The 25,741-nt window shown below is 72.8% G+C and carries 27 protein-coding genes; 14 read left to right on the top strand and 13 right to left on the bottom strand.

Going from position 1 to position 25,741, the window contains the following annotated elements:
• Positions 1-19 precede the first annotated feature (19 nt).
• From AB0I68_RS05390 to AB0I68_RS05365, 6 genes are all read right to left on the bottom strand, one after another.
• Positions 20-679: a response regulator transcription factor gene (locus AB0I68_RS05390; RefSeq protein WP_363175856.1), complete on the bottom strand. Its 660-nt coding sequence runs from the start codon at positions 677-679 to the stop codon at positions 20-22.
• Complete coding sequence (locus AB0I68_RS05385) at positions 676-2,019, bottom strand: histidine kinase (RefSeq protein ID WP_363175855.1); 1,344 nt, start codon at positions 2,017-2,019, stop codon at positions 676-678. The genes AB0I68_RS05390 and AB0I68_RS05385 overlap by 4 nt, the downstream gene beginning before the upstream one ends.
• A gap of 87 nt (positions 2,020-2,106) precedes the next feature.
• Positions 2,107-2,787, bottom strand: a complete 681-nt coding sequence (locus AB0I68_RS05380; protein WP_363175854.1) for a response regulator transcription factor — start codon at positions 2,785-2,787, stop codon at positions 2,107-2,109.
• A gap of 9 nt (positions 2,788-2,796) precedes the next feature.
• The gene (locus tag AB0I68_RS05375) at positions 2,797-4,158 is read right to left on the bottom strand and encodes a sensor histidine kinase (protein ID WP_363175853.1); all 1,362 of its coding nucleotides are present in this window, start codon (positions 4,156-4,158) and stop codon (positions 2,797-2,799) included.
• A 9-nt stretch (positions 4,159-4,167) separates the two neighbouring features.
• Positions 4,168-5,379 (bottom strand): acyltransferase, encoded by a 1,212-nt coding sequence (locus AB0I68_RS05370; protein WP_363175852.1) that lies wholly within the window; start codon positions 5,377-5,379, stop codon positions 4,168-4,170.
• On the bottom strand, positions 5,372-6,382 hold the full coding sequence (locus AB0I68_RS05365) for an alpha/beta hydrolase (protein ID WP_363175851.1): 1,011 nt from the start codon (positions 6,380-6,382) through the stop codon (positions 5,372-5,374). The genes AB0I68_RS05370 and AB0I68_RS05365 overlap by 8 nt, the downstream gene beginning before the upstream one ends.
• A gap of 220 nt (positions 6,383-6,602) precedes the next feature.
• Here AB0I68_RS05365 and AB0I68_RS05360 point away from each other — a divergent pair, with 220 nt between their 5' ends.
• A complete protein-coding gene (locus AB0I68_RS05360) occupies positions 6,603-7,130 on the top strand; it encodes a diadenosine tetraphosphate hydrolase (RefSeq protein WP_363175849.1) in 528 nt (175 codons plus the stop codon).
• A 109-nt stretch (positions 7,131-7,239) separates the two neighbouring features.
• Here the strand turns inward: AB0I68_RS05360 and AB0I68_RS05355 are convergent, their stop codons facing one another.
• The 4 genes from AB0I68_RS05355 to AB0I68_RS05340 all read right to left on the bottom strand — a co-directional run bounded on the left by AB0I68_RS05355 (position 7,240) and on the right by AB0I68_RS05340 (position 9,504).
• A complete protein-coding gene (locus AB0I68_RS05355) occupies positions 7,240-7,854 on the bottom strand; it encodes a LysE family translocator (protein WP_363175848.1) in 615 nt (204 codons plus the stop codon).
• A gap of 5 nt (positions 7,855-7,859) precedes the next feature.
• Positions 7,860-8,261: a nuclear transport factor 2 family protein gene (locus AB0I68_RS05350; RefSeq protein WP_363175847.1), complete on the bottom strand. Its 402-nt coding sequence runs from the start codon at positions 8,259-8,261 to the stop codon at positions 7,860-7,862.
• A gap of 87 nt (positions 8,262-8,348) precedes the next feature.
• Positions 8,349-8,849 (bottom strand): MarR family transcriptional regulator, encoded by a 501-nt coding sequence (locus tag AB0I68_RS05345; protein WP_363175846.1) that lies wholly within the window; start codon positions 8,847-8,849, stop codon positions 8,349-8,351.
• The gene (locus tag AB0I68_RS05340; RefSeq protein WP_363176110.1) at positions 8,842-9,504 is read right to left on the bottom strand and encodes a DJ-1/PfpI family protein; all 663 of its coding nucleotides are present in this window, start codon (positions 9,502-9,504) and stop codon (positions 8,842-8,844) included. Before AB0I68_RS05340 ends, AB0I68_RS05345 begins: the two co-directional genes overlap by 8 nt.
• Positions 9,505-9,696: 192 nt before the next feature.
• Between AB0I68_RS05340 and AB0I68_RS05335 the strand changes: the two genes are divergently transcribed.
• The 4 genes from AB0I68_RS05335 (at position 9,697) to AB0I68_RS05320 (ending at position 15,025) form a co-directional block, all read left to right on the top strand.
• Complete coding sequence (locus tag AB0I68_RS05335) at positions 9,697-11,052, top strand: aspartate aminotransferase family protein (RefSeq protein WP_363175845.1); 1,356 nt, start codon at positions 9,697-9,699, stop codon at positions 11,050-11,052.
• An 83-nt stretch (positions 11,053-11,135) separates the two neighbouring features.
• The gene (locus AB0I68_RS05330) at positions 11,136-11,816 is read left to right on the top strand and encodes a GntR family transcriptional regulator (RefSeq protein WP_363175844.1); all 681 of its coding nucleotides are present in this window, start codon (positions 11,136-11,138) and stop codon (positions 11,814-11,816) included.
• Positions 11,813-14,278, top strand: coding sequence for a glycosyltransferase (locus tag AB0I68_RS05325; protein ID WP_363175843.1), 2,466 nt, complete (start codon positions 11,813-11,815; stop codon positions 14,276-14,278). Before AB0I68_RS05330 ends, AB0I68_RS05325 begins: the two co-directional genes overlap by 4 nt.
• 96 nt (positions 14,279-14,374) lie before the next feature.
• Positions 14,375-15,025, top strand: a complete 651-nt coding sequence (locus tag AB0I68_RS05320; RefSeq protein ID WP_363175842.1) for a hypothetical protein — start codon at positions 14,375-14,377, stop codon at positions 15,023-15,025.
• A 184-nt stretch (positions 15,026-15,209) separates the two neighbouring features.
• Here the strand turns inward: AB0I68_RS05320 and AB0I68_RS05315 are convergent, their stop codons facing one another.
• Positions 15,210-15,974, bottom strand: a complete 765-nt coding sequence (locus AB0I68_RS05315) for an SLATT domain-containing protein (RefSeq protein ID WP_363175841.1) — start codon at positions 15,972-15,974, stop codon at positions 15,210-15,212.
• A 255-nt stretch (positions 15,975-16,229) separates the two neighbouring features.
• On the opposite strand from AB0I68_RS05315, the gene AB0I68_RS05310 reads away from it, so the two are divergent.
• From AB0I68_RS05310 to AB0I68_RS05280, 7 genes are all read left to right on the top strand, one after another.
• On the top strand, positions 16,230-16,574 hold the full coding sequence (locus tag AB0I68_RS05310; RefSeq protein WP_363175840.1) for a YbaB/EbfC family nucleoid-associated protein: 345 nt from the start codon (positions 16,230-16,232) through the stop codon (positions 16,572-16,574).
• 48 nt (positions 16,575-16,622) lie between these two features.
• On the top strand, positions 16,623-17,222 hold the full coding sequence (gene recR / locus AB0I68_RS05305; RefSeq protein ID WP_363175839.1) for a recombination mediator RecR: 600 nt from the start codon (positions 16,623-16,625) through the stop codon (positions 17,220-17,222).
• Entirely contained in the window at positions 17,215-17,871 is a 657-nt protein-coding gene (locus AB0I68_RS05300; RefSeq protein WP_363175838.1) for a DUF5063 domain-containing protein, read from the top strand. Before recR ends, AB0I68_RS05300 begins: the two co-directional genes overlap by 8 nt.
• Before the next feature lie 124 nt (positions 17,872-17,995).
• Positions 17,996-19,270 carry an aspartate kinase gene (locus AB0I68_RS05295; RefSeq protein ID WP_363175837.1) on the top strand — a complete coding sequence of 425 codons (1,275 nt, stop codon included), beginning with the start codon at positions 17,996-17,998 and terminating at the stop codon, positions 19,268-19,270.
• Complete coding sequence (locus AB0I68_RS05290) at positions 19,267-20,343, top strand: aspartate-semialdehyde dehydrogenase (protein WP_363175836.1); 1,077 nt, start codon at positions 19,267-19,269, stop codon at positions 20,341-20,343. The genes AB0I68_RS05295 and AB0I68_RS05290 overlap by 4 nt, the downstream gene beginning before the upstream one ends.
• 169 nt (positions 20,344-20,512) lie before the next feature.
• Positions 20,513-21,307, top strand: coding sequence for a SigE family RNA polymerase sigma factor (locus tag AB0I68_RS05285; protein WP_363175835.1), 795 nt, complete (start codon positions 20,513-20,515; stop codon positions 21,305-21,307).
• Entirely contained in the window at positions 21,304-22,407 is a 1,104-nt protein-coding gene (locus AB0I68_RS05280; RefSeq protein ID WP_363175834.1) for a hypothetical protein, read from the top strand. Before AB0I68_RS05285 ends, AB0I68_RS05280 begins: the two co-directional genes overlap by 4 nt.
• Here AB0I68_RS05280 and AB0I68_RS05275 read toward each other — a convergent pair.
• Positions 22,379-23,224: an SURF1 family protein gene (locus AB0I68_RS05275; RefSeq protein ID WP_363175833.1), complete on the bottom strand. Its 846-nt coding sequence runs from the start codon at positions 23,222-23,224 to the stop codon at positions 22,379-22,381. The genes AB0I68_RS05280 and AB0I68_RS05275 overlap by 29 nt on opposite strands.
• A 111-nt stretch (positions 23,225-23,335) precedes the next feature.
• Positions 23,336-25,135 carry a prolyl oligopeptidase family serine peptidase gene (locus AB0I68_RS05270; RefSeq protein ID WP_363175832.1) on the bottom strand — a complete coding sequence of 600 codons (1,800 nt, stop codon included), beginning with the start codon at positions 25,133-25,135 and terminating at the stop codon, positions 23,336-23,338.
• Between the two features lie 93 nt (positions 25,136-25,228).
• Between AB0I68_RS05270 and AB0I68_RS05265 the strand changes: the two genes are divergently transcribed.
• Both AB0I68_RS05265 and AB0I68_RS05260 read left to right on the top strand, forming a co-directional pair.
• On the top strand, positions 25,229-25,393 hold the full coding sequence (locus tag AB0I68_RS05265; protein WP_363175831.1) for a hypothetical protein: 165 nt from the start codon (positions 25,229-25,231) through the stop codon (positions 25,391-25,393).
• Positions 25,394-25,477: 84 nt separating this feature from the next.
• Positions 25,478-25,645, top strand: a complete 168-nt coding sequence (locus AB0I68_RS05260) for a hypothetical protein (protein ID WP_363175830.1) — start codon at positions 25,478-25,480, stop codon at positions 25,643-25,645.
• Positions 25,646-25,741 lie beyond the last annotated feature (96 nt).

The following is a 25,741-nucleotide window of genomic DNA, read 5'->3' as shown; positions in this document are numbered from 1 at the left end:
ATACCCGGCGGGCCGTGGACTACGCCGGAGTGACCAGCCGGGTCTCGTAGGCGAAGACCGCGGCCTGGGTGCGGTCGCGCAGGCCCAGTTTCACCAGGATCCGGCTCACGTGCGTCTTGATCGTGGACTCCGCGACGATGAGCCGGTCCGCTATCTCCGCGTTCGAGAGCCCCTGCGCGATCAGCACCAGCACCTCCGTCTCCCGCTCCGTCAGCTCCCCGACCCCCGCCGGATCCGCGAGCTTCGGCGGGGTCGAGAGCTTCGAGAACTCCAGGATCAGCCGCTTGGTGACCGTGGGCGCCAGCAGCGCCTCACCGGATGCCACCACCCGCACCCCGTCGGCCAGCTGCCGGGCCGAGGCGTCCTTGAGCAGGAACCCGGAGGCCCCGGCCCGCAGGGCCTGGTACACGTACTCGTCGAGGTCGAAGGTCGTCAGGACCAGCACCTTCGCGTCCGTGTCGGCGGCCACGATCTCCCGCGTGGCCTCCAGCCCGTTCATCACCGGCATCCGGATGTCCATCAGCACCACGTCCGGCCGCAGCGCCGCCACCTGGGCGATGGCCTCGCGGCCGTCCACCGCCTCGCCGACCACCTCGATGCCGTCCATCGCGTTCAGCAGGACGGAGAAGCCCTCCCGGACCATCATCTGGTCGTCGACGACCAGAACCCTGATCGTCATGCCGTCTCCTGCGCCTTCTCCTGCGCCCCGTCCTGCCGTCCGCGCACCGGTATGAACACCGCCACCTCGTACCCGCCCGCCGCGGTCTCCCCGGCCGTCATCTCCCCCTCCAGCATGGCCACCCGCTCCCGCATCCCGGTGATCCCGTGCCCGGCGCCCGGCGAGGGCCGCACATCCCCGGTCGCCGCCGCATTGACGACCCGTATGCCCAACCCGCCCAGCACATACGAGACTTCCACCGACGCCGTCGCCCCCGGCGCATGGCGCAAGGTGTTGCTCAGCGCCTCCTGGATGATCCGGTACGCCGACAGCTCGACGCCCGGCGGCAGCTCCCGCACCGCACCCGTGACCGTCTTCTCCGCACTCAGCCCGGCCTCCCGCACATTGGCCAGCAGCCCGTCCAGCGAGGCCAGCGTCGGCTGCGGGGCGTCCGGCGCCTCATAGTCCGCGGAGCGCACCACACCCAGCACCCGGCGCAGCTCCGTCAGCGCCGCCACCGCGTTCTCCCGGATGGTGACGAACGCCGCCTCCAGCTCCGGCGGCGGATTCTTCACCCGGTACGGCGCGGCCTCCGCCTGGATCGCCACCACCGACATGTGGTGGGCCACCACGTCGTGCAGCTCCCGCGCGATCGTCGTCCGCTCCTCCAGCAGCGTCCGCCGGTCCCGCTCGACGGCCGTGACCTCCTGCTGCGCGGTGACCTCCTGCTCCGCCTCCTTGCGTATGTTGCGGACCGTGACCACCAGCAGGGAGACCGCCAGGAGGAAGGCCATGGGAATCACGTCGACCGGCCGCCCCCGGTCGAACAGCACGGGCACCGTGATCCCGGTCCCCAGGGTGATCAGCCACATCCAGCCGGCCGCCCGAGGCCGGATCCGCATCGCGGCGATGGTCACCGTGACGAGGTAGGAGGCGAAGGCGCCCGGCGACCAGGGCCACACGTCATTGGTCTGGGAACCGACCACCGCGAGCACCCCGATGGCGGCCACGGCCGCCCAGAACGCCCCCACGGGGCGCACCAGGGTCATCAGCACCGGGGTGGCCGCGATCAGCCCCATCACGAGCGAGCTGCTCGGCGCGACGAACTCGCCGCTGCTGGTGGACGTGGCCATCGCCACGAGGAACGCCAGGAACCCCACGACCGCATGAGGCAGGTAGGCCATCTGCAGCCGTATCCGCTGCGGGAGCCGCCGCGTCACCGGCCCGTCGGTGTGCATCGGCGGCAGCGGCCGGTACGCGAAGGCGTCCGTGATCAGATCCCGGCGCAGGCTCTCGAACAGGCCGGAGGCCATCCGGAACTCGGGTGTCCGGGGGGTCGCCCCAGAGGTCGTCTCGGTCATACACACACCGTAGGTCGGCCGTCCCCTCGTCCGCGTCGCCGCTGAAGGGGATATCCCGGCATCCCTCTCAGGTACTACCCGGGGCTCTCAGTAGCCCGTCGGACGGACCAGACCCGTCTCGTACGCGAACACCGCGGCCTGGGTGCGGTCCCGCAGGCCCAGCTTCACCAGGATCCGCCCCACATGGGTCTTCACGGTCTGCTCGGCCACGACCAGGTGCCCGGCGATCTCCGCGTTGGACAGGCCCTGCGCGATCAGCGACAGCACCTCGGTCTCCCGCTCCGTCAGCTCGTCGATCCGGGCCTTCGAGGGCGCCCGCGGCGCCCCCATCCGGGAGAACTCGGTGATCAGCCGCTTGGTGATGTTCGGCGAGAGCAGCGCCTCGCCGGCCGCCACCACCCGGACCGCTTCCGCGAGCTGGTCGGCCGAGGCGTCCTTGAGCAGGAACCCGGAGGCCCCGGCCCGCAGCGCCTCGTACACGTACTCGTCGAGGTCGAAGGTGGTCAGCACGAGCACCTTCACCGTGGCGCCCGGGGCGGAGGTGATGACGGAGGTGGCCTCGATGCCGCCCATCCCGGGCATGCGGATGTCCATCAGGACCACGTCCGGGCCGAGTACGGCGACCTTCGCCACCGCGTCGGCGCCGTCCACGGCCTGGCCGACGACCTCGATGTCGGGCTGGGCGTTGAGGAGGACGGTGAAGCCCTGCCGGACCATCATCTGGTCGTCGGCGATCATCACCTTGATCGGGTCGGCCGGAGTGCTCATGCTGCCTCTTCAGTCCTTCTTCGTCTCGGGATCCATGGGGAGCACGGCGCTCACCTCATACCCGCCGCCGGGGCGCGGGCCGGCGGCGAGCTCGCCCCCCAGCATGCCCGCCCGCTCCCGCATCCCCAGCAGACCGTGCCCGGCGCCGTGCGAGGGCGGGGCCGGCCGGGTCGGGGCACTGTTGGCGATGCACAGGTGCAGCTCGCGCGGCCCGTACGCGATGCCGACCTCCACCCGCGAACCGGGCGCATGGCGCAGACAGTTGCTCAGCGCCTCCTGCACGATCCGGTACGCGGTGAGCTCGACGCCCGGGGTGAGCGGCCGCCGGACGCCCGCGATCTCGGTGGTGACGGCGAGCCCGGCGCTGCGCACGTTGTCCACGAGGCCGTCCAGTTCGGCGAGGGTGGGCTGCGGATGGTGCGGGTTCGCCGGATCGTCCGGCTGCTTGGAGCGCAGCACGCCCAGCACCCGGCGCAGTTCCGTCAGGGCCTCCAGCGCGTTCTCCCGGATGCCCGTCAGGTTCTCCTTGAGCTCCTCGGAGGGGTTCTCGACCAGGTGCGGGGCGACCTGTGCCTGGATGGAGATCACCGACATGTGGTGGGCGACGACGTCGTGCAGCTCGCGGGCGATGCGGTTGCGCTCCTCCAGCAGGGTGCGCTGGGCCCGCTCCTCCTCGGTGAGCGTCTCCTGCTCGACGAGCTTGCCGCTGGCCAGGCGCGAGGCACGCAGGGCGTACCCCGTCAGTCCGACGAGGCCGTACAGGAGGAGTGCCGGGAGGACGATGCTCTGGGCGTGCTCCGGCATCCAGAAGACCTCGGCCAGCCCGGTGAGGACGACGGGGACACCGACGGCCGCGATGGTCACCCGCGGCGGCACGCGCAGGGCGACCAGCAGCAGCACCGGTGCGAGGGCGATCAGCCCTCCGGCCGTCCACGGCCAGGTCTGTCCCGCGCCGACATGGCCATAGATCTGCCAGGCGGTCAGGCCGCCGGCCAGCAGGCCGAGCCACCAGCCGGCCATCGGCCGGAACATCGCGAACAGGATCGAGGCGCCGGTCAGGAGCGCCGCCAGCAGCGGCTGACCGCCGCTGACGTGGTAGTGGGAGCCCATCTGTTCCGTGGTGAGGAAGCAGAAGAAGACGGCGACATAGCCGACCGCGACGTGCGGCAGCCGGTTCAGCCGACGCGGCCGGGACATCTTCGGCAGCGGATCCCACTCCAGGGTGAGCAGCTCCCGGCCCAGGGCCAGCAGCCCCCCGCTCCGGGGCGCCGAGGCCCGGCCCGGGCGCGGGACTGGCGCCGGCACCGGGATCGCGGCCGGACTCCGGCCCTGGGCTGCGGACTTGGCCGGGGGCGTGCTCTGCTCGTTCACACCGCCAGCCTAGGCATGGGTGATCTCCTGCGCCGGTACGAGCGGGGAGCGGGCCGCCGGGAGGGAGCCCGGGGCCGTCCGGGAGGAAGCGCTCCGCTTCGGCCGCCGGGCCTGCTCGTGCGTGCGGAACGCGGCCCAGCAGACGCCCAACGCGGCGGCGAACACCGGCAGCCACAGCAGCCGGGCGGCTATCCACTGCGCGGAGTCGGGCACGGTGTGCAGCCCGGGCAGATCGGCGGGGGCCAGCAGCCCGAGGGCGGTGACGGCCATCATCGCGGTCTGGTGCCACAGGAAGATCGTCATCGCGGACAGGTTCATCAGCGCCACCTTCGCCCAGACCCGGGGCCGCCGCATGGCCCGCTCCAGCGGCCCGCGGAGCAGCAGGGCCAGCCCGCACTGGGCCAGGCCGAACGCGACGGCGGCCAGCGTCGGCGGGTTCAGGTTCGATATCGGGGCCCCGGGGACACCGACCATGGACGCCGGATACCCGCCCCACAGCACCAGCGCGGCGGTGGCGGCCCCACCCGCCCCCAGCAGCAACGCGGCCGGGGTGCGCCGGGCGAACGCCCCGCGGGACCAGGCGGCGCCCAGGGTGTAGGGGACGAGCCAGCCGGCGGCCACATTGACCCAGCCGATCCACTCGGGCCCGCCGAGGCCGAACCGCCACACGTCCACGCCCGCCACCACGGCCAGCGGCCACAGCGGGTTGACCCGGGCCACGAGCGGGGTGGCGGCAGTGAGCACGGCGAAGACGAGGAGGAACCAGAGAGGGGAGAGGACGAGTTTGACCAGCGTCCGGACGGTGCTCAGCTCGGCCCCGCCGAGCAGCATTCCGCCCGCCGTCACGGCCCAGAGGGCGAGCACCGCGGCAACCGGCCCGAACAGCCGGGACAGCCGCTGGCCGACCCACGCCCCGTACGGGACCCCGCGCTCCCGGGCCGATGCCTGGCTGCGGGCGGCTACATGGCCGCCGACGAGGAAGAACACGGCGAGCGTCTGGAACAGCCAGGACACCGGTGTCAGCCAGGGCAGGTGGGCCAGCGGACTGGTGGTGCTCAGGCCCCCGTTGGCGGTGGTCATGGCGGTCACCAGCCAGTGGCCCAGCACTACGCCGAGGATGGCGAAGGACCGCAGCGCGTCCACGGTCCGGTCCCGGTCGGCGGGTGTGCCGGCGTCGATGCGGTCCGCGAGGACGGACCAGCGGGCGCGGAGCCTACGCATGGGGGACCTCCGGGGTGGTCGGGGCGGTGCCGAGGACGATGCGGGTCAGGCTGTCGAGGGATGCGGTGCCGGGCTTGAGGTAGTCGCTGTGCCCGCCGGGGCCGGCTTCGAAGGGGCGGGCCCCGAAGGCGGGGTCGACGGGGTCGGTGCCGAAGCCGATCCCGCCCAGGCGGACATGGGGGACATGGCCGATCCAGTCGGCGCCGCCGCGCCCGGCCCAGACCCGGGCGCCGGTCGGCAGCTCGGCGGCGGAGCCGGCGCCCGTTCCCGGACTGCCGAACAGGGCCATGTCGGCGACCTCGGGACCGGTGGCGGTCCGGGCGCAGACCACGGAGCCGTACGAGTGGCACAGCAGGGAGAGCCGGGCGTCGGGTGCGGCGGCCCGCCCCAAACGGTCGAGGAAGGGGCCCAGTTCCGCGGCCGCCGCGTCCGCCCGGTCCGCGGTCAGCACGGTCGTGCTGACCGTGCCGGGGGTGTCGTACCCGAGCCAGGCGACCACGGCGGAGCGCGGATGCTCGGCCTGGAGGCGCTGCTGCAGGGCGACTGCCCCGGCACGGAATCTCTGGTAGGTGTCCAGCGTGGTGTCGGAACCGGGCACCAGGACACCGATCCGGTCGGCGGTCTCCAGATCGCCGAGCACTTCGACGGCCCGCCCCTTGCCACGGCCGTCGAAGGCGAGGAACCGGGCCGTCCCGTCCGCCTCCATGGCGCGCAGCTTCGCAGCGCGGCCGGTGCGGCCGGCGTCCTGCGCCATGCGGGCCGCCTCGGCGAGATTGGCCCGGTTGGCGGCGTACTGGGCCGGGAGCGCGGTGTGTTCGGCGAACGCGACCGGCGCCGGGGCGGGGACGTCGGGGGAGGCGGCGGCGGACACGGGGAGCGCGACGGCCGCGGCCACGAGGCCGGCCAGCAGGGTGCGACGCAGACGGCCGCGGGGGCGTCCGGCGCGGCGGCCTTCGGTGCGGCCCTCGGTGCGACCTTCGGTACGTCCTGCGGGGCGGGTCATGGCGGGTCCCTGTTCCTTCGCTCGATCCAGGCCAGAGGGGTTGAGCTCGCGTCATCTCTGGTCTCGAAGTTAGGAATTGAGGGGCATCGTCGGCGTCCCGCTGTGGAGGGGCCTTTGTGCATGGCTCTCAGGTATGACAGGGGAGACCTGAGAGCCACGGGGCAGAGGGTGCGGTCATCCTCCGGGAGGTGTTCCCGGGGCGGTCGACTAGGGTCCCGGGATGACCAAGGGAGACAACAGCAGCAACGGCAGGCACGGCAGCGCCGGTCACCACGGCAACTGGCGCAACGACCGCATAGGCAGCGCGCACCGGGGGGAGAACCCGACCGTCCTGCGCCGCCTCGACCAGGGATTCGCCGTGATCGGGGACCGGCAGTTCCTCCCCGGGTACGCGGTCCTGCTGACCGACGACCCGTCAGTGACCCGCCTCTCGGACCTGCCCCGCGCACGCAGGACGGCGTACCTCTCCGACATGGAGCGGCTCGCCGAGGCCGTCGAACGGGCCTGCCGCCGGCTCGACCCCGCCTTCCGCCGGGTCAACATCGAGATCCTGGGCAACACCGACCCGTACCTCCACGCCCACATCTGGCCCCGCTACGACTGGGAGCCCGCCGACATGGTCCGGATGCCGGTGTGGCTGTACGAGCAGGAGGAGTACTGGAGGGGGAGCCGGTACGAGCTGGGGGACCGGCACGACGGACTGCGCGTCGCCATCGGGGAGGAGCTGGACCGGCTGGGCGAGGGCTGACGCCCCAAGCCCGGCGCCCCGACTCTGGCTCCCCGAGCCCCGAGCCCGGCTCCCCGAGTCCCGACTCCGGCTCCCCGAGCCCGGCGCTCCGACCCGTACGCCCTGAGGACTACGGCGTCGTCGCCACGCGGATGCCGAAGCCGATCAGGACCACGCCCGTCGCCCGGTCCAGGGTGCGGCGGACCCGCGGCCGGGCGAAGAAGCGCCGGGCGCGCGAGAGGACGTACACGTACGTGCCGAGCCAGGCCACCGTCAGGACGAGGTGGATCAGCACGAGCAGGGCCATGCCGGCGGCCGGGCGGAGACCGGACGGGGCGAGGGCGGGCAGCAGACCGGTGCAGAAGACGGCGATCTTGGGGTTGAGGGCGTTGCCGACCAGGCCCGTCCGCCAGGCGCTGCCCGTGGAGCCGCCGACGGCGGGCGGCTCCGCGCCGGGCCGGCGCAGGGACTGGACGCCGAGGAAGCAGAGGTACGCGGCGCCCGCGAGCTTCACCGCCAGGTACACCTCGGCCGAGGCGGCGAGCAGCGCGGCGAGCCCGGCGACGGTGAGGGCGCCCCACAACAGGAGCCCGGCCGTGATCCCGGCGACGGTGCGCAGCCCGTCGGCGCGGCCGCGGGAGACTGCGCGCTTCGTCACGACGGCCATGTCGGGACCCGGGACGAGGGTGAGCAGGGCCAGGACGCCGGTCACGGCGAGGAGTTGGGCGAGGAGTTGTGCGAGCACGCGGTTCAGTCTGCCGGCAGGGACTCCACGAGCGGTTCGACGAGGCCCGCGCGCCAGCTGGGGGCCGGGTCCTGGCCGGGGCTGGTCCAGTACTCGCGGGCGCCGACGATCTCTCCGTCCCGGACGGTCCACAAGGACACGGCGCGGTAGACGACGTGCTCCTGGGGGATCTCCACCTCGGTGACGACGAGGTCCCCGTCCGCGAGGATGCGGATCAGGTGGACGGATCTCTCGTCGGTGTAGGCCTCGTCGCTGTTCACGGCGATGAAGTTGTCCCGACCGACTATGCGTTCGCCGCTGACGGGCCACTCGATGACGGCGTCTTCGGCGATGAGACGGGATACGGCGGGCCAGTCGCGGGCGTCGATTCGCTCCCACAGTCGGGCTATTACGGTCAACGGCTCCATGTGCGGCAGTGTGCGGTGGAGGTGTCGGGGGCAACAAGCTTTGCTTGCAGGCTTATTGACTTCGACACAATCCGGTGCGCCGCCGCCTCACTCGCCGGCGGGGCCGGATGGGGCGGACGGCGCCATCAGGGTGTCCAGGGCCGCGGTGAGGCGGTCCAGGACCCGGACCGTTTCCGCGAAGGCGGCCTCGCCCAGTTCTTCCGCCAGGCGGGCGGCCAGGGCGGCGTGGGCCGGGGCGATGCGGGCCACCGCGGCGCGGCCCTCCTCCGTCGGGCGGAGCAGCTTCGCGCGGCGGTGGGCCGGGTTCGGGACGTACTCGGCGAGGCCCTCGGCCGCCAGCAGGTCCGCGATGCGCTGGACGCTCTGCCGGGTGATGCCCATGACCCGGGCGATGCCCGCCACCGGAAGGGGCTCCTGAAGCACCGCGCCGAGCACCTGCCACCAGGCCGCGGTCAGCCCGGCCGGCCTGGCCAGTTCCTCCGAGAGCGCGAGGAGGCGGCCGTTCAGCCCGAACACCCCGAGCGCGGTGCGGCTCAGCAGGTCCTGCCGGGCCCGTACGGACGGATCCGGCGGCAGGGTTTCAGGCATCGCCGCGCTCCGAAGCCGCCATCAGGACCGGGAACGCGCTCGCGTCCGAGTCGTGGAACAGGCGGTACCAGGCGTCCAGGACATCCGGCTCGTAGACGCCCAGCCGGGCGAAGACCTCCCGGGCGAACGCCACCGGTTCCGTCGGGCCCGCCGTGATCAGATCGCCGTCCGTCACCGCGTCGGCCTCGACGTACCGCGCGGCGCCCGCGTAGCCCGGCTGCTGCGCCAGGCAGAAGGAGGCCGCGCTGGTGTGGGCGCGTGCGTCGAGCAGGCCCTCCCGGGCCAGGCCGGCCGTGGCCCCGCAGATCGCCGCGACCGGGACCCCGGCCGCCAGGAACTCCCGCGCCTTCGCCGCGAAGGGGGCCAGGTCTTCGCCGGAGTCCCAGAGCGAGGCGCCGGTCAGGATGAGGAGGGAGGAGTCCTCGGGGGAGAGGTCCGCGAGGGCCAGGTCGGGCTGGATGCGGACGCCGCCCATGGTGGTGACCGGCTCTGCGGCGGCGAAGCCGACCGTACGGACCCGGTGGCCGCGCTGGGTCAGGTGCGCGGTGGTGTGGCCGGTCTCCCAGTCCGCGTACGTGTCGTACACCGCGAGGTGGACCGTCCGAGTGGCCGGAGTGGCGCGAGTGGCGCGTGTAGCCGGGGTCGTCGGAGTCATCGGAGTCGTCGTGGTTGTCGGAGTGGTCATCTTCGTCGCCTCCTCCACCTTCACGATATGACAGCAGGCTGTCATATCGCCAGTGGGCCGTCCATCACCGCATTCCGTGCAGACAGACTGCCGAGACCCGGCCCCCACCCACAGACAGTCCGCCGATATCCCTCCCCACCTGCGTACTTTTAGCGTGGCCGCATGACCCCTCACGTCGCCTCCGGCGCGGCCGTCAAGGCCGCCGACCGCGCCCACGTCTTCCACTCCTGGTCCGCCCAGGCCCTGATCGACCCGCTCGCCGTCGCCGGGGCCGAGGGGTCGTACTTCTGGGACTACGACGGCAACCGCTACCTCGACTTCTCCTCCCAGCTGGTGAACACCAACATCGGCCACCAGCACCCCAAGGTCGTCGCCGCGATCCAGGAGCAGGCCGCCCGGCTCTGCACCCTCGCGCCCGGCTTCGCCGTCGACGTCCGCTCCGAGGCCGCACGCCTCATCGCCGAGCGGACCCCGGGCGACCTGGACAAGGTCTTCTTCACCAACGGCGGCGCCGAGGCCGTCGAGAACGCCGTGCGGATGGCCCGGCTGCACACGGGCCGCCCGAAGGTGCTGTCGACCTACCGCTCGTACCACGGGGCCACCGCCGCCGCGATCAACCTGACCGGCGACCCGCGCCGCTGGCCCTCCGACACGGCCGCCGCCGGGGTCGTGCACTTCTGGGGCCCGTTCCTCTACCGCTCGGCGTTCCACGCCACCACCGAGGCCGAGGAGTGCGAGCGCGCCCTCGCGCACCTCGCCGACACCATCGCCTTCGAGGGGCCGGCGACCATCGCCGCGATCATCCTCGAGAGCGTGCCCGGCACCGCCGGGATCATGACCCCGCCGGCCGGCTACCTCGCGGGCGTACGGGAGCTCTGCGACCGCCACGGCATCGTCTTCATCCTCGACGAGGTCATGTCCGGCTTCGGGCGGACCGGCACGTGGTTCGCCGCCGAGAACTGGGGGGTCACCCCCGACCTGATCACCTTCGCCAAGGGCGTGAACAGCGGGTACGTACCGCTCGGCGGCGTCGCCATCTCCGGTGCCATCGCCGAGACCTTCGCCACGCGCCCCTACCCCGGCGGCCTGACGTACTCCGGCCACCCCCTGGCCTGCGCCGCCGCCGTGGCGACGATCAACGCCATGGAGGAGGAGGGCGTCGTCGAGCACGCCGCCCACCTCGGCGAGAACGTGATCGGCCCGGCGCTCGCCGAGATCGCCGAGCGGCACCCGTCGGTCGGGGAGGTCCGGGGCCTGGGCGCCTTCTGGGCGCTGGAGCTCGTACGGGACAAGGAGACGCGCGAGCCGCTCGTCCCGTACAACGCGGCCGGTGCCGCCAACGCGCCGATGGCCGAATTCGCGGCGGCCTGCAAGGCCTCCGGCCTGTGGCCCTTCGTCAACATGAACCGGACGCACGTCGTCCCGCCGTGCACCATCACGGAGGCGGAGGCCAAGGAGGGCCTGGCCCTGCTGGACGAGGCGCTGACGGTCGCCGACCGGCACACCACGACGGCCTGACCCGAAACGGTCGCCGTTCGATCGGTTTCAGCCGCGTTGCCTGGCCTAAGGTGTCCGAAGTTCACTTAAGGAGACGGACCCCTATGCCAGGCAGCGGCGCTGTCACCCGCAACACACTTCGCCAGCAGATCGCGGACGCGCTGCGGGACGAGGTGCTCGCGGGACGCCTGCCACCGGGCACCGAGTTCACGGTCAAGCAGATCGCCGAGCAGTACGAGGTCTCCGCGACCCCCGTACGCGAGGCACTGGTCGACCTCGCGGCCCAGGAGTTGCTGGAATCGGTCCAGCACCGGGGTTTCCGCGTGCGCGTCTACTCCGTGGACGACTACCGGGGGATGATCGAGGCCCGTACGCTCATCGTGGACGGTGTCTTCCGGCAGCTCGTCGAGCGCGGCACCGCGCGCGGCTCCGGCGAAATGCTGGTGTCGGTGCGCCGTCGTGCCGAGGAGGCGTGCCGGGCCGCGCAGAGCGGCTCGCTCGAAGTGCTGATCGGCTACGACCTGCGCTTCTGGAGGGAGCTGAGCGGGCTGGTCGGCAACACGTACATCTCGGAATTCCTGCACCGGATCCGGGTGCAGTGCTGGGTCTTCGCCGTACCGCACCTGAAGGCGGCGCCGGATCTGCACACCGGACTGTGGTCCGGCCACAACGAACTGGTCGACGCGGTGACGCGCGCCGACGCCGACGAGGTACGCGGCCTCATCCACGCGTACAACCAGCACGGTCTGGACTGGGCCGCGGGCCTGAAGGCGGTCGGCGCGTGACCGGCACGAGCGGCATGAGCGCCGGCGCCGACAGCGGAGCCGACACCGGCACCGACAGCGGAGCCGGCACCGCAGCGGCCCCGGCCTGGCTGGGCGCCGTCGAGCTCTCCGTCGTCATCCCCGCCCACGACGACGAGCACCGGATCGGCACGACGCTCGACGCCGTCCGCGAACACCTCGACGCCCGCCTCGGCACCGGCCCCGGCGACTGGGAACTCGTCGTCGTCGACGACGGCTCCGCCGACGCCACGGCCGCCGTCGTCGGGGCCGCGGCCGCCGACGAGCCCCGGATCCGGCTGATCCGCTCCGGGCACCACCGCGGCAGGGGCGCCGCGCTGCGCGCCGGAGTGCTGGCCTCCGCCGGTGAGCGGGTGCTCCTCACCGACGCCGGACTCAGGACGTCTCCGACCGAGCTGGACCGGCTGGAGCAGGCCCTCGGCCAGGGGGACGAGCCCGCGGCCGCCGCCCTCGGCCGGTCCGGAAACCGCCTGGTCCGCGCCCTGGGCATCCCCGGGATACCCGGCTTCCGCTCCGACACCTGCGGTTTCGCCCTCTTCGACGGGGACCGGGCGCGCGCCGCCTTCGGTGCCTCCGTCCTCGACGGCCCGGCCATCGACGCCGAGGTGCTGCGCTGGGTGCGCCGCCAGGGCTGGCAGGTTGCCGAGGTACCGGTGCGCCGCACTGCCCGGCAGGCCGCCCGGCCGCCCCGCCGGACCGCGGGCGACCGGCGCCGCGCGCTCGTGGAGCTGTTCCGGCTGAACGCCGGCGGCCTCGCCGTCGCCGCCGTCTTCCTCGCCCTCTCGGCGTACGTCTTCCACGGCCTGTGGGCGGACCTCGACGGCCGCTACCTCAACGACGCGCTCCAGGACCAGAACCAGTGGGAGTGGTTCGTCGGCGTCGCCACCGACAACATCACCCACCTGCGCAATCCGCTGTTCACCACGGCCCAGGGCATGCCCGACGGCGTGAACCTGATGGCCAACGCGACGATGCTCGGCCTGACCGTCCCGCTCATCCCGGTCACGCTCCTCTTCGGGGAAACCGTCACCTTCGCGCTGGTCCTCACGCTCGGCATGGCCGCCAGCGCCTGGACCTGGTACTGGCTGATCCGCCGCCGCTTCGTGCACAGCCGCTGGGCCGCGGCCGCGGGCGGGGCGCTCGCCGCGTTCGCGCCGCCGATGGTCTCGCACGCCAACGGCCACCCGAACTTCGTCGTCCTCTTCATGATCCCGCTGATCATCGACCGGGCCCTGCGGCTGTGCGACGGCAGGAACGTGGTCCGGGACGGTGTCCTGCTCGGCCTGTTCGCGACGTACCAGATCTTCCTGGGCGAGGAGCCGCTGCTCATCGCCGCGCTCGGCATGCTGGTCTTCTCGCTCGCGTATCTGCTGGTCGACCGGCGGCGCGCCCTCGCGGCCGCGCGGCCGCTGGGCCTCGGCATGGTGGTCGCCGCCGCCGTCTGCGTGCCGCTGCTGATCTTCCCGCTGTACTGGCAGTTCTTCGGCCCGCAGAGCTACCACTCGGTCCTGCACGGGGACAACGCCGGGAACAGCCCGCGCGCGCTGGTCGAGTACGCCGCCCGCTCCCTCTTCGGCGACGCCGAGACGGCGGGCCGGCTCTCGCTGAACACCACCGAGCAGAACGCCTTCTACGGGTGGCCGCTGCTGGCGTTCGGTGTGGCCGTGTGCGTGTGGATGTGGCGGCGTACGGTCGTCCGCGTGCTCGCGATCACCGGCGCCGCGGCGCTGCTGCTGTCCCTCGGGCCGTGGGTGCCCGTCCCGCGTACGGAGGTCGTGCTGCCGGGGCCCTGGCGGCTGATGGTCAAGCTGCCGCTGTTCGAGTCGGTGATCGAGGGGCGCGTGGCGATGGTGTGCGCCCCCGTGCTGGGCGTGCTGCTCGCGCTCGCGCTGGACCGGATCGTACGGGTCCGCACGCGCGAGCTGCGCACGCTCGGTCTGCTCGGGGTGGCGGCCGCGCTGATCCCGGTGCTGCCGCTGCCGCTGGCCGTGCGGGAGCGGGCGCCGGTGCCGGCGTTCATCGCCTCGGGCTCGTGGAAGGGTTACGTCAAGGACGGCGAGGCACTTGTTCCGGTACCGCTGCCGGACCCGGGCCAGGCGGACGCGCTGCACTGGCAGGTCGAGGCGGACTTCGGCTTCCGGCTGGCCGGCGGCTACTTCAACGGCCCGTGGGGGCCCGACCGGATCGGCATCTACGGGGCCACGCCGCGGCACCTCTCGAACCTCCTCCGGGACGTCCGCTACGGGGCGCAGCCGCCGGAGATCACCCCCGAGTGGCGGGAGCAGGCCCGGCAGGACCTGGAGTTCTGGAAGGCGGGCGCGGTCGTGCTGCCGTTCCAGGACCGGGGGACCGAGCTGCGGGACATGATCAGCGAGCTGCTCGGCCGGCAGCCGGAGAAGGTGCTGGACGTATGGGTCTGGAGGGTGGGCCCGGGGCAGCCGTAGCGGGCGGTTCCGCTACAGGTTCTGCGCAGCCCTTCGCGGAGGGTGTTCGGCGCACTACGCTGGCCGAATCGGCGACAACGACTGATCGGAGCCCGCGTGGCCTGTGACCTGTGGCTGGTCCCCCTTGTCGACGTGCTGTGCCACAGCCCCGACAACCCCTTCGCGGAAGAGATCGCCTCGTACGACAAGGCGCTGGGCGAGGCGGGGCTGCCTTCCGTGCCCGTGTTCGCCTACATGCCGGGCCTGAGCGGGGACGTGGCCCCCGTCGCGGGCTTCGACTACGACGCCCTGCACTTTCTGCGGCGGGCGTACCTGCTGCAGATCTGCGGGCTGCCGGTGACACCGGTGGACGAGCTGGGCGGGGACTACGAGCAGCTGCTGGAGATGTTCGAGTCGACGGCCCAGCAGTCGCATCTGGTGTGGCACTACGACCACGCCGGGGCGTACGTGCCGGTGGACTTCGCGGTTCCGCTGGCCAACGAGGAGCTGTTGGCCGGGGGCGGGCCGCTGGGATCGGCGCAGGGGCTGCTGCGCGAGCTGACGGTGGTGGCGCCGGCGATCGGGATCGACCCGGGGAATCCGCCGGTGGCGCCGGTGGCGCCGGGGCGGGCGACGTCGCTGGAGGAGCCGGCAGGGCCGATTCCCTATGACGAGAGTCCGTTCGCGCGGGAGCGGCACGTGTGGCTGGGGCTGCATGCGGCTGCGACGCGGAGCCTGGGCCAAGGCTCGATGATCATCTTCAGCTGACCACCGCCCGGTCCGCCGGTCCGCCGCCCCGGTCCGCCGCCCCGGGTCCGCCGGTCTCCGCCGGTCCGCCGCCCCGGTCCGCCGCCCCGGCCGGCCGGGCTTCGCCCGGCCCTGGAACTCCGCCCCGGACCCCGCGCCTCACATGCCGGCGGGGCCGGATCTGCTCGGCACGGGCCCGCAGGGGTCAGCGGGGCTGCTCCGGGGGGCGTTGGCGGGGCATGTTGGGGCGGGTGCCCGGGGGGAGGGGGAAGCGGGCCGGGGGGAGGCCGGCCTCGGCCCGGGACGACGGGCCGCCGAGGGACTGCATGACCAGCGGCGCCGGGCCCGAGGAGAACTCCACCATCCACTCCGCGGTCTCGGACCGCACCAGCTCCGTCACGTCCTCCGAGAAGCGCCGCAGGACGTTGAGGCAGCGCTCCGCCGCCTCGCTCGCCGTGCCCTCGGTGGGGCCCAGGACCTCCCGTACGTTCTCCGAGGCCCAGTCGAACTGGAGGGTCAGGAGGCGGCGCTGGACCGCCTGCGCCGTCGCCACGGCCCGCATCCAGCCCGACGTCAGGCCGAAGAACCGGTCGCAGGCCAGGCAGGCGGCGCCCAGCAGCAGGGACAGGTAGCCGTACGGCAGCGCGCCCGGGCCGGATCCGGCGAGTTCCAGCAGCGGCATCGAGGCCCCGGCGATCGCCCCCACCGCCGCGCCGACCCGCAGGACCCGCGCGCCCCGGCGCTTCCACGCCCGGTCGGACAGATACCACTCCGCGGTGCGCAGCGCATCGGCCTCGACCCGCCGGTAGAGCTCGTCCAGCCGCTCGGCCGGCTCGCCCCAGTCCCCGAGGGGGAACGGCCCGCCGGTCAGATCGCCCGCCGCCATCGGTCCGCTGCCCTCCTCCCGGGAGTCCCCGGGTTCCCGGGGATCCCGGGGTGGCCCCTCGGGCTGCATCTCCGGCTGGCTCACCCGGCACTCCCTCTGCCTGCGCTGACGTGTGGTGGTGCGCGTGTGCGCAATGATGCGCATGCTCTTCCTACCTTCGAATGGCGGCCGATGGGCGACGAATCCCCGGTTTTCCGCCCGCAAGGAGGTCTCCATCAGGTACGCGCACGCCCTGTCTCTCACTCGAAAGAGTTGGTCCTCACGGCGTAGGGCGCGCCGCGCGGGGAGCACGTAGGCTCGGATTGACCAAGCGTCCCGATGGTACGGAGTGAGTGACCTGTGATTCCCGGTGGTGGCCAGCCCAACATGCAGCAGCTGCTCCAGCAGGCCCAGAAGATGCAGCAGGACCTCGCGGCGGCCCAGGAGGAGCTGGCCCGTGCCGAGGTCCAGGGCCAGGCCGGCGGCGGACTGGTCCAGGCGACCGTCACCGGTTCCGGTGAACTGCGTGCGCTGGTGATCGACCCGAAGGCCGTGGACCCCGAAGACACTGAGACCCTCGCAGACCTGGTCGTCGCGGCGGTCCAGGCGGCCAACGAGAACGCCCAGGCGCTGCAGCAGGAGAAGCTGGGCCCGCTGGCCCAGGGCCTGGGCGGCGGCAGCGGCATCCCCGGTCTCCCCTTCTAGTCCCTTCCCGACCCCCACCCATCCCGAAAGTCCGAAAGAAGGCAGTCCGTGTACGAAGGCGTGGTCCAGGACCTGATCGACGAACTGGGCAGGCTGCCCGGCGTCGGGCCCAAGAGCGCGCAGCGGATCGCCTTCCACATCCTGCAGGCGGAGCCCACCGACGTCCGGCGTCTCGCGCACGCGCTGCTGGAGGTCAAGGACAAGGTCCGGTTCTGCGCCGTGTGCGGGAACGTGGCGCAGGAGGAACGGTGCGCCATCTGCCGCGACCCGCGCCGCGACACCACCGTGATCTGTGTGGTGGAGGAGCCGAAGGACGTGGTCGCGATCGAGCGGACCCGCGAGTTCCGGGGGAAGTACCACGTCCTCGGCGGCGCGATCAGCCCGATCGAGGGCGTCGGCCCGGACGACCTGCGCATCCGCGAGCTGCTGGCGCGCCTCGCGGACGGCGAGGTGACCGAGCTGATCCTCGCGACCGACCCGAACCTGGAGGGCGAGGCGACCGCCACGTACCTCGCCCGCATGATCAAGCCCATGGGCCTGAAGGTCACCCGCCTGGCCAGCGGGCTCCCCGTCGGGGGAGATCTGGAGTACGCGGACGAGGTCACGCTCGGGCGGGCCTTTGAAGGAAGGCGACTTCTCGATGTCTGACGCAACGCTGCACGCCCTGGGGCAGGATCCGGACGATTTCGCCGTCCAGATCGCGGACCAGATCGAGTCCTTCATCGTCGCGGTCACCGAGGTGGCCAAGGGCGAGGACCCGGACAGCGCGGTGCCCTTCCTCCTCCTGGAGGTGTCCCAGCTGCTGCTGGCGGGCGGCCGGCTGGGCGCGTACCAGGACGTCCTGCCCGACGAGCGCTACGAGCCCGACCTCGGCCCGGAGCCGGACGTGGACGAGCTGCGCGAGCGGTTCGCGTACCTGCTGGACCCGGTCGACGTGTACTCCGAGGTCTTCGACCCCTACGAGCCGCGCAAGGTGCCCGTCGCGCACCGGATCTCCGACGACCTGGCCGACGTGGTGGCGGACCTGCGGCACGGCCTGGCGCACTACCGGGCGGGCCGGACGACCGAGGCGCTGTGGTGGTGGCAGTTCTCGTACTTCTCCAACTGGGGCCAGACGGCCTCGGCCACGCTGCGCGCCCTCCAGTCGCTGGTCGCGCACGTACGGCTCGACCAGCCGCTGGAGGCCCTGGACGGCCTGGACACCGATGAGGACCTGGCCGAGGACGACCTCGCCGAGCAGGCCGGACGGGTGATGGCCGAGGAAATCGGTGCCCGGCTGGGTCCGCGCGGGAAGTAGGGAACCCGGAAAGCGGGGAACCCGGGCTTTGATCTGTTCGTCTCATGATGTGGTACGAAGCGGTCGGATCACGGCCGCTCGTTACACTGCACCAGCAATGAGACGGACTGAGCGAGGAGCGCACGTGGGCCTTGTCGTGCAGAAGTACGGAGGCTCCTCCGTAGCCGATGCCGAGGGCATCAAGCGCGTCGCCAAGCGGATCGTGGATGCCAAGAAGAACGGCCACCAGGTGGTCGTCGTGGTATCCGCGATGGGCGACACGACGGACGAGCTGATCGATCTCGCCGAGCAGGTATCCCCGATGCCTGCCGGGCGTGAATTCGACATGCTGCTGACCGCCGGAGAGCGTATCTCCATGGCCCTGCTGGCCATGGCGATCAAAAACCTGGGCCACGAGGCCCAGTCGTTCACCGGTAGCCAGGCAGGCGTCATCACCGACTCGGTCCACAACAAAGCGCGCATCATCGATGTCACGCCGGGCCGTATCCGCACTGCGCTGGACGAGGGCAACATCGCCATCGTCGCCGGCTTCCAGGGCGTGTCGGCGGACAGCAAGGACATCACCACCCTCGGCCGGGGCGGTTCGGACACGACCGCCGTCGCCCTCGCCGCGGCGCTGGACGCCGAGGTCTGCGAGATCTACACCGACGTCGACGGCGTCTTCACCGCGGACCCCCGCGTCGTGAAGAAGGCGAAGAAGATCGACTGGATCTCCTCCGAGGACATGCTGGAGCTCGCCGCCTCCGGTTCCAAGGTGCTGCTGCACCGCTGTGTCGAGTACGCACGCCGATACAACATCCCGATCCACGTCCGCTCGTCCTTCTCGGGACTGCGGGGCACCTGGGTCAGCAACGAGAATCCGCAAGGGGACGAGCAGGTGGAGCACGCCATCATCTCCGGAGTCGCTCACGACGTCTCCGAAGCCAAGATCACGGTCGTCGGCGTCCCGGACAAGCCGGGCGAGGCCGCGGCGATCTTCCGCGCCATCGCTGACGCCGAGATCAACATCGACATGATCGTGCAGAACGTGTCCGCCGCGTCCACGGGCCTGACGGACATCTCCTTCACCCTCCCCAAGGCCGAGGGCCACAAGGCCATCGAGGCCCTGAAGAAGGCGAAGGGCGCCATCGGCTTCGATTCGCTGCGCTACGACGACCAGATCGGCAAGATCTCCCTGGTCGGCGCGGGCATGAAGACGAACCCGGGCGTCACCGCCTCGTTCTTCCAGGCGCTGTCCGACGCGGGCGTCAACATCGAGCTGATCTCCACGTCGGAGATCCGCATCTCGGTCGTGACCCGCCAGGACGACGTCAACGAGGCCGTCCGCGCCGTGCACACGGCCTTCGGCCTCGACTCCGACAGCGACGAGGCGGTCGTCTACGGAGGCACCGGACGATGACCGCGACCCGGTCGACCCCGGCTCCGGCGCTCGCCGTGGTCGGGGCGACCGGAGCAGTCGGCTCCGTGGTGCTCCAGATCCTGTCCCAGCGGGCGGACGTCTGGGGCGGCATACGCCTGATCGCCTCCGCGCGCTCGGCCGGCCGCATGCTGGCCGTGCGCGGCGAGGAGAGCGAGGTGCTCGCCCTCACCGAGGACGCCTTCGACGGCTTCGGGCAGGGCGATGTGGTGCTGTTCCTGACCCCGGCCGAGGTCTCGGCCCGCTGGGCCCCCGTCGTCGTCACGCGCGGAGCCGTGGCCGTCGACCAGTCCGCGGCCTTCCGGGAGGACCCCGAGGTGCCGCTGGTGGTGCCCGAGGTGAACGCCCAGGCCGTACGGATGCGCCCGCGCGGGATCGTCGCGAGCCCGGACTGCGTCACCGCCTCGATGATCGCTGCCCTGGGCGCGCTGCACGCCGAGTACGCGCTGGCCGACCTGACCGTGTCCTCGTACCAGGCCGCGAGCGCGGCCGGCCGGGCCGGCTCCGAGGCGCTGCGCCGCCAGCTGTCGCTGGTCGCCGGGACCTCCCTGGGAGAGCAGACCGGGGACGTGCGCCGTGCCGTGGGCGAGGACGCCGGCCCCTTCGCGGCCCCGCTCGCCCTGAACGTGGTCCCGTGGTCCGGTGAGCTGCGGGGCGGCGGCTGGTCCTCGCACGAACTGGCCGTACGGGCACAGACGCGCCGGGTCCTGCACCTGCCCGCGCTCCCGGTGGCGGTGACCTGCGTACAGGTGCCGGTGCTGACCGGGCATTCGCTGAGCGTACGGGCGCGGTTCGAGGCCGAGGTGGACGCCGCGCACGCCCGGGAGATCCTGGAGGCCGCGCCCGGCGTGGTCGTGGTGGACGACCCGGCGGCCGGCGAGTTCCCGACTCCGGTGGACGCGGCGGGGACGGATCCGGCGTGGGTGGGGCGGCTGCGGGCCTCGCTCGACGATCCGCGCTCCCTGGAGTTCTTCGTGTGCGCCGACAATCTCCGCAATGGGGCCGCCCTGAATGCCACTCAGATCGCGGAACTGATCGCTGGTGAATTCGCGTAATTCACTTTGTAGGATCAGTGCTGATCCCTTGATCAAGGTGATGGCCTGACTGCCGCCTGGACGGGCGGGGCAATCAGGAAGAGCGGGTACGCATGAGGGCAATGGGGATTTTGCTGGTGAGGCTGCCTCGCGCGTACAACCCTGGTGGGGGGACGCGTGTCCAACTGGCGTGGCAGAGGCACTTCTCGACTTCGCCGTCGTACCGGCGCGCAGCGCAATCAGTGCGCCGCGCCGGCCTTCCCGTGTGCCCGCGCCCGGCGGCCACCCGGTGATCGTTCCCGTCCCGCCGTCCATGCCGTCCGCGGCGCCCCCGATCGCCGCGCCCTCCCCGACGCCGTCCGCGACGCAGGTCGCCGCGCCCGCCGCCGTACCGACCCGGGGCGGCCGCGTGCCCGCGCCCCGCGGTAGCGCGGAGGCCGCAGGGAGCGGAGAGGAGGAGTCCGCCGCTGCGGAGCCGGCCGTCGTCGCCGGCACCACCGTCGACCACCTCACCGAGACCTACCAGGCCCACTACCGCTCGCTGCTCGGCCTGGCCGCGCTGCTCCTCGACGACACCGCCTCCTGCGAGGACGTCGTCCAGGAGGCGTTCATCCGCGTCCACTCGGCCCGCAACCGGGTTCGCGATCGGGACAAGACACTGGCGTATCTGCGCCAGACCGTCGTCAACCTCTCGCGCTCCGCGCTGCGTCGCCGCATCCTCGGCCTCAAGCTGCTGTCGAAGCCGATGCCGGACATGGCCAGTGCCGAGGAGGGCGCGTACGACCAGCTGGAGCGGGACGATCTCATCAAGGCGATGCGCGGACTCCAGCGGCGTCAGCGCGAGGTGCTGGTGCTGCGGTACTTCGCGGACATGACGGAGGCCCAGGTCGCCGAGACGCTCGGCGTCTCGCTCGGCTCGGTCAAGGCGTACGGATCGCGGGGCATTGCCGCGCTGCGGGTGGCGATGGAGGCTGCGCAGTCATGATGGACGACCACACTCCGCCGGGCGGGGCGAGCGAGGAACGGGCGCTGCGGAGCCTGCTGCGCGGAGCCGTCGAGGGCCTGGAGCCCTCCGAGGGTGCGCTGGAGCGTCTGCGGTACGCCGTCCCCGTACGCAGGACCCGCAAGCGGCAGGCCCTCGTCGGGGCTGCGGCGGCCGTGCTGCTGGCCGGGACGGCCATCCCGGCGGCCCTGCACCTGCACATCACCGGGGGCGAGGGCGCCGCCACCGACCACTCCGCCATGGCCGGGCACGACGAGGAGCCCGGCGCCACGGCGGGCGGGAGCACCTCCGACCCGCACCAGAACGGCGCGGGCGCCCCGTCCGAGTCGGCGAAGACCGCAGGCAAGGGCATCGAGCCGGGCGGCGCCGGCGTAAAGGCGGACCAGCAGGTCGGATCCCCGACCGGCGGCGGGACGGCCGGCCCGGCCACCGCGGGCGCCTCGGTGGGCGCCTCGGCCGGTACCGGCCCGCTGCCCCCGCCGGCGGCACCCGGCGTGCCCGGATGCAGCGCGGAGCAGCTCGGCGTGCAGGGCAATGCCAAGGCCCCGGAGGCCGACGGCAAGGTGTACGGCAGTTTCAAGGTCACCAACGTCTCGGCACGCGGCTGCACCGTCATCGGCCCGGACAGCGTGACCGCGGCCTCGGTGACGGCCTCGGCGCCCGGCCAGGGCTCGGGGGTCACCGTGGTCGGCCACACGGCGGGGGACCCGGCGGCCGGGCTGCCCGACCCGTCGGCGGAGACTCCGCTGCTGCTGCTCCAGCCGTACACGGCGTACGAGGTCCGCTTCGCATGGGTGCCCTCGGCGCAGTCCTGCCCGGCGGCCTCGCCCGACCCGGGGCCCAAGCCCCCGGTGGGCGGCGCCCCGGACAGCGGGCAGCGCACGTCGGGCGCCGCGCCCGCCGCGACGGGCCCGGAGCCGGGCACCGGCGGTACCGCCCCGGACAAGACCGGGGTGGCGGTGACCCACACGCCGAACACGGCGCTGCCGGGTGCGCCGACCACGCAGACGACGATCCCCGCGGCCTGCGGGGGGACGGTCTACCGGACCGGCGTCATTCCGCTGGACGCGCCGAAGCCGTAGCCGCAGCAGAAGCCGTAGCCGCAGCAGAAGCGTCCGGGGCGGGCTCCGCCGACCGGTCGGCGGGCTCCGGCAGCAGCCCGGCCTCGGCGTCGCGCAGGGTCTCCACGTCGCGGCGGTAGAGCCGGAACCACATGAACAGCACGAAGGCGGCGAAGACGAACCACTCGCCGGTGTATCCGAGGTTCTGGAAGGCCTTCAGGTCGAGCCCGGTGTTGCTCGGCGCCTGCGCGGGCACCGGGGTCAGCCCGTCCGCCGGGGTCTGCACCGTCAGCCAGGCGTCGTACAGCTCGTACGGCACGAGGTTGACCAGCGAGGCCGCCCCGATCACCCCGAGCTGTCCGGCCGGCAGGCCGCCCTCGGCGTGCACGCCCTTGGTGGTGGAGTTCTCCGAGGACTGCAGTGCCCCGGTGACCTCGACCCGCCCGGTCGGCGCGGCCGGAGCCCTCGCCGCGTCCGCCGCGCCCGGCAGCCAGCCCCGGACCACCGGGACGGCCTTGCCGGAGTCGGTCCTGAGCAGGGTGAGGACGTAGAAGCCGCTCTTGCCGTCGAGCTGCCGGTCGGGGACCAGCAGCTGCTCGGCGTACTCGCCGGAGGCGGAGGCGAGGCGTCCGGATGTTTTCGTGTCGACCGGGAGCAGTGACTCCAGCGGCGCTGCCGCCCCGGCTGCGGGCCGCTCGGACGCCGCCTCCCGGTGGGTGGCGACGCGGTCCTCGAAGCGGCCGAGCTGCCAGGTCCCCATGAACAGGCAGAGGGGGACGGCGAGCGCGACGAAGACGTTGATCCCCCACCAGCGCGGGGTCAGGAGAAACCGGTGCACCCCACCACCGTACGGGGGGTGCACCGGATCTTCGGGGCCGGGGCGGGCCGCCGCCCTGCGGCAGCGCCACGGCAGGTGCTGCGGGAGGGCTGCGGCAGGGCTACGGGAGGGCTACGGGAGGTGCTTCTGCACGAACTCGAGCTCCATCCGGACCTGCTTGATCCGCTCCTCCACGACGAGCGAGCCGTGCCCGGCGTCGTACCGGTACACCTCGTGCACCGCCCCGCGCGCCGCCAGCCGGTCGACGTAGTTCTCGATCTGCCGGATCGGGCAGCGCGGGTCGTTGACGCCCGCCGCGATGTGGACGGGGGCCTTCACCGCGTCGACGTACGTGAGCGGAGAGGACGCCTCGAAGCGGTCCGGGACCTCCTCCGGCGTGCCTCCGAAGAGGGTGCGGTCCAGGGACTTCAGCGCCTCCATCTCGTCGTGGTACGCCGTGACGTAGTCGGCGACCGGTACGGCGGCCAGGCCCACGGCCCAGGCCCCGGGCTGCACACCCAGGCCCAGCAGGGTCAGGTAGCCGCCCCAGGACCCGCCGGAGAGCACCAGCCGCGCCGGGTCGGCGAGGCCGGCGGCCACCGCCCACTCCCGGACGGCCGCGATGTCCTCGAGCTCGATCAGGCCGACGCGGTGCTTGAGGGCGTCGGTCCACTCCCGGCCGTACCCCGTCGAGCCCCGGTAGTTGACCCGGACGACCGCGAAGCCGTGGTCCAGCCAGGCCGCCGGGGTCGCCGCGAAGGCATCGCTGTCGTGCCAGGTCGGCCCGCCGTGCACCTCGAAGATCGTCGGGAAGGGGCCGTCGCCGTGGCCGGTGGGCCGCTGCGCGAGCGCGTGGATCCGCCCGCCGGGGCCCTCCACCCACAAGTCCTCCACCGGCACCGAGCCGGGCGGCCGGAACCCCGGGGGATCCAGCACGACCCCGCCCGCGGTGGACCGTACGGCCGAGGGCTCGGCCGCCGAGGACCACTGGTACTCCACCGTGCCGTCGGGGCGGGCCGTCGCGCCCGCGACCGTACCGGGCGGGGTGTCCACCTTGACGAGCTCCTGCGCGGCCAGGTCGTAGCGCCAGAGCTCGCTGCGCGCCTCGAAGCCGTGCGCGATCAGCAGGGCGGAGCCGTCCGGGTACCACTCGGCGCTCACATCGCCCGGCAGCTCGATCGCCAGGTCCTGCTCGGCTCCGGTGGCCACGTCCCACACCATCGGCTCCCAGCGGCCGCGCCGCTGGTGGCCGACCAGCAGCCGGGTGTCGCCGGAGACCGGCGCGAAGCCGAGCACCTCCAGACCCAGCTCCACGGTGCCGCCCCGGGAGTCGTCGAGCTCGGCGACCGTGGCGCCGTCGAGCGTGACCACGCGCAGCGCCGCGTGCATGGCGTCCCCGTGCTCGGTGTGCTCGATCGCGATCAGGGTCCCGTCGTGGGAGAGGTCGCCGACGCCGGCCGATTCCCGGTGCCGGTAGATCACCACGGGCTCCGAGCCGTCCGGCCGCACCACGTGGACGGTCGAGCCCTCCTCGTCGGTGGAGCGGCCGACGACCGACGTCCCGTCGCGGCCGATGGCGAGCCCGCCGGGGTACGAGGGCTCCAGCCCGGGGGTGGCCGGCTCGTCGGGGCCGCCCGCGAAGGGCTGGCGCACCCAGGTGCCGAACTCGTCGCCGTCGGTGTCCGAGAACCACCAGATCCACTCGCCGTCGGGGGAGAGGGTTCCGTCGGTGGTCCCGTTGGGGCGGTCGGTGGCCTGCCGCTGCGTGCCGGTGGCGCGGTCCCAGGCGTAGAGCTCGTACGTGCCGGTGGCGTTCGAGACGAAGAGCGAGCGGTCCGGTGCGTCCTCGGCCCAGTCGGGCAGCCCGACGCGCGGGGCCCGGAAGCGCTTCTCCCAGTCAGGCATGGCCGTGTTGTCATTCATACCCCCCATGTAACCCGATTGGCGCTGCCGGATGGTCGTGAAGAGCGGGAGGAGGCAGCGTGGGCGGGGTCCCACCCAGCCGTTTTCCAGTGAGGAGCGATCATGGCGAAGAAGCGCAAGGAGCCGACTCAGGAGAACCTTCGGTCGTCGGAGTCCAGGACCCCGCAGAAACCGGCGCAGCTGGTCGAGGACGTCCGACTGGCCCAGACGGAGGCCCTGAAGGAAGACCGGATGCGCGAGCAGCGCCGCAAGGGCGGGCGCGGCTGACCCTCGCCCCGGATGCCGCCTCCTCCGAACGGAGGGACAGTGGAGGGCGTAGGCCCTCCGGGTGTGTCCCGAGGAGGAGTGATCATGGCCAAGAAGGCTCGTACCGGCACGTCACAGGCCGCGGAACGCGAGCGTGAGCGGGCGAAGAACACGGCGGCCGAGGCGCGCGCCAAGGCTGCGGTCAGAGACGTGCATTCCGTCTCCGCGAAGACGAGGGGCATGCAGCAGAAGGCTCAGGCCAAGCGCGGCTGAGCCGCTGCCCCCGGATGTCCCGTTCGCCGGGACGCGACACCGGTCGCGGCCCGTGGTTTCCCCCGGAAACCACGGGCCGCGGTCGTACGCTGGCCG

The sequence above is a fragment of the Streptomyces sp. NPDC050448 genome (genome assembly GCF_040655295.1).
GTDB lineage: Bacteria > Actinomycetota > Actinomycetes > Streptomycetales > Streptomycetaceae > Streptomyces.
This window is presented reverse-complemented; position numbering and strand designations above follow the sequence as displayed.

What these genes read in the sequence shown, in the direction of transcription:
- AB0I68_RS05370 (WP_363175852.1), bottom strand. Translation starts at nt 5,379, where the DNA reads ATGCGTAGGCTCCGCGCCCGCTGGTCCGTCCTCGCGGACCGCATCGAC.
- AB0I68_RS05300 (WP_363175838.1), top strand. Translation starts at nt 17,215, where the DNA reads ATGTCTGACGCAACGCTGCACGCCCTGGGGCAGGATCCGGACGATTTC.
- AB0I68_RS05270 (WP_363175832.1), bottom strand. Translation starts at nt 25,135, where the DNA reads ATGGGGGGTATGAATGACAACACGGCCATGCCTGACTGGGAGAAGCGC.
- AB0I68_RS05330 (WP_363175844.1), top strand. Translation starts at nt 11,136, where the DNA reads ATGCCAGGCAGCGGCGCTGTCACCCGCAACACACTTCGCCAGCAGATC.
- AB0I68_RS05345 (WP_363175846.1), bottom strand. Translation starts at nt 8,849, where the DNA reads ATGCCTGAAACCCTGCCGCCGGATCCGTCCGTACGGGCCCGGCAGGAC.
- AB0I68_RS05280 (WP_363175834.1), top strand. Translation starts at nt 21,304, where the DNA reads ATGATGGACGACCACACTCCGCCGGGCGGGGCGAGCGAGGAACGGGCG.
- AB0I68_RS05380 (WP_363175854.1), bottom strand. Translation starts at nt 2,787, where the DNA reads ATGAGCACTCCGGCCGACCCGATCAAGGTGATGATCGCCGACGACCAG.
- AB0I68_RS05365 (WP_363175851.1), bottom strand. Translation starts at nt 6,382, where the DNA reads ATGACCCGCCCCGCAGGACGTACCGAAGGTCGCACCGAGGGCCGCACC.
- AB0I68_RS05360 (WP_363175849.1), top strand. Translation starts at nt 6,603, where the DNA reads ATGACCAAGGGAGACAACAGCAGCAACGGCAGGCACGGCAGCGCCGGT.
- AB0I68_RS05265 (WP_363175831.1), top strand. Translation starts at nt 25,229, where the DNA reads ATGGCGAAGAAGCGCAAGGAGCCGACTCAGGAGAACCTTCGGTCGTCG.
- AB0I68_RS05340 (WP_363176110.1), bottom strand. Translation starts at nt 9,504, where the DNA reads ATGACTCCGACGACCCCGGCTACACGCGCCACTCGCGCCACTCCGGCC.
- AB0I68_RS05385 (WP_363175855.1), bottom strand. Translation starts at nt 2,019, where the DNA reads ATGACCGAGACGACCTCTGGGGCGACCCCCCGGACACCCGAGTTCCGG.
- AB0I68_RS05260 (WP_363175830.1), top strand. Translation starts at nt 25,478, where the DNA reads ATGGCCAAGAAGGCTCGTACCGGCACGTCACAGGCCGCGGAACGCGAG.
- AB0I68_RS05335 (WP_363175845.1), top strand. Translation starts at nt 9,697, where the DNA reads ATGACCCCTCACGTCGCCTCCGGCGCGGCCGTCAAGGCCGCCGACCGC.
- AB0I68_RS05390 (WP_363175856.1), bottom strand. Translation starts at nt 679, where the DNA reads ATGACGATCAGGGTTCTGGTCGTCGACGACCAGATGATGGTCCGGGAG.
- AB0I68_RS05350 (WP_363175847.1), bottom strand. Translation starts at nt 8,261, where the DNA reads ATGGAGCCGTTGACCGTAATAGCCCGACTGTGGGAGCGAATCGACGCC.
- AB0I68_RS05290 (WP_363175836.1), top strand. Translation starts at nt 19,267, where the DNA reads ATGACCGCGACCCGGTCGACCCCGGCTCCGGCGCTCGCCGTGGTCGGG.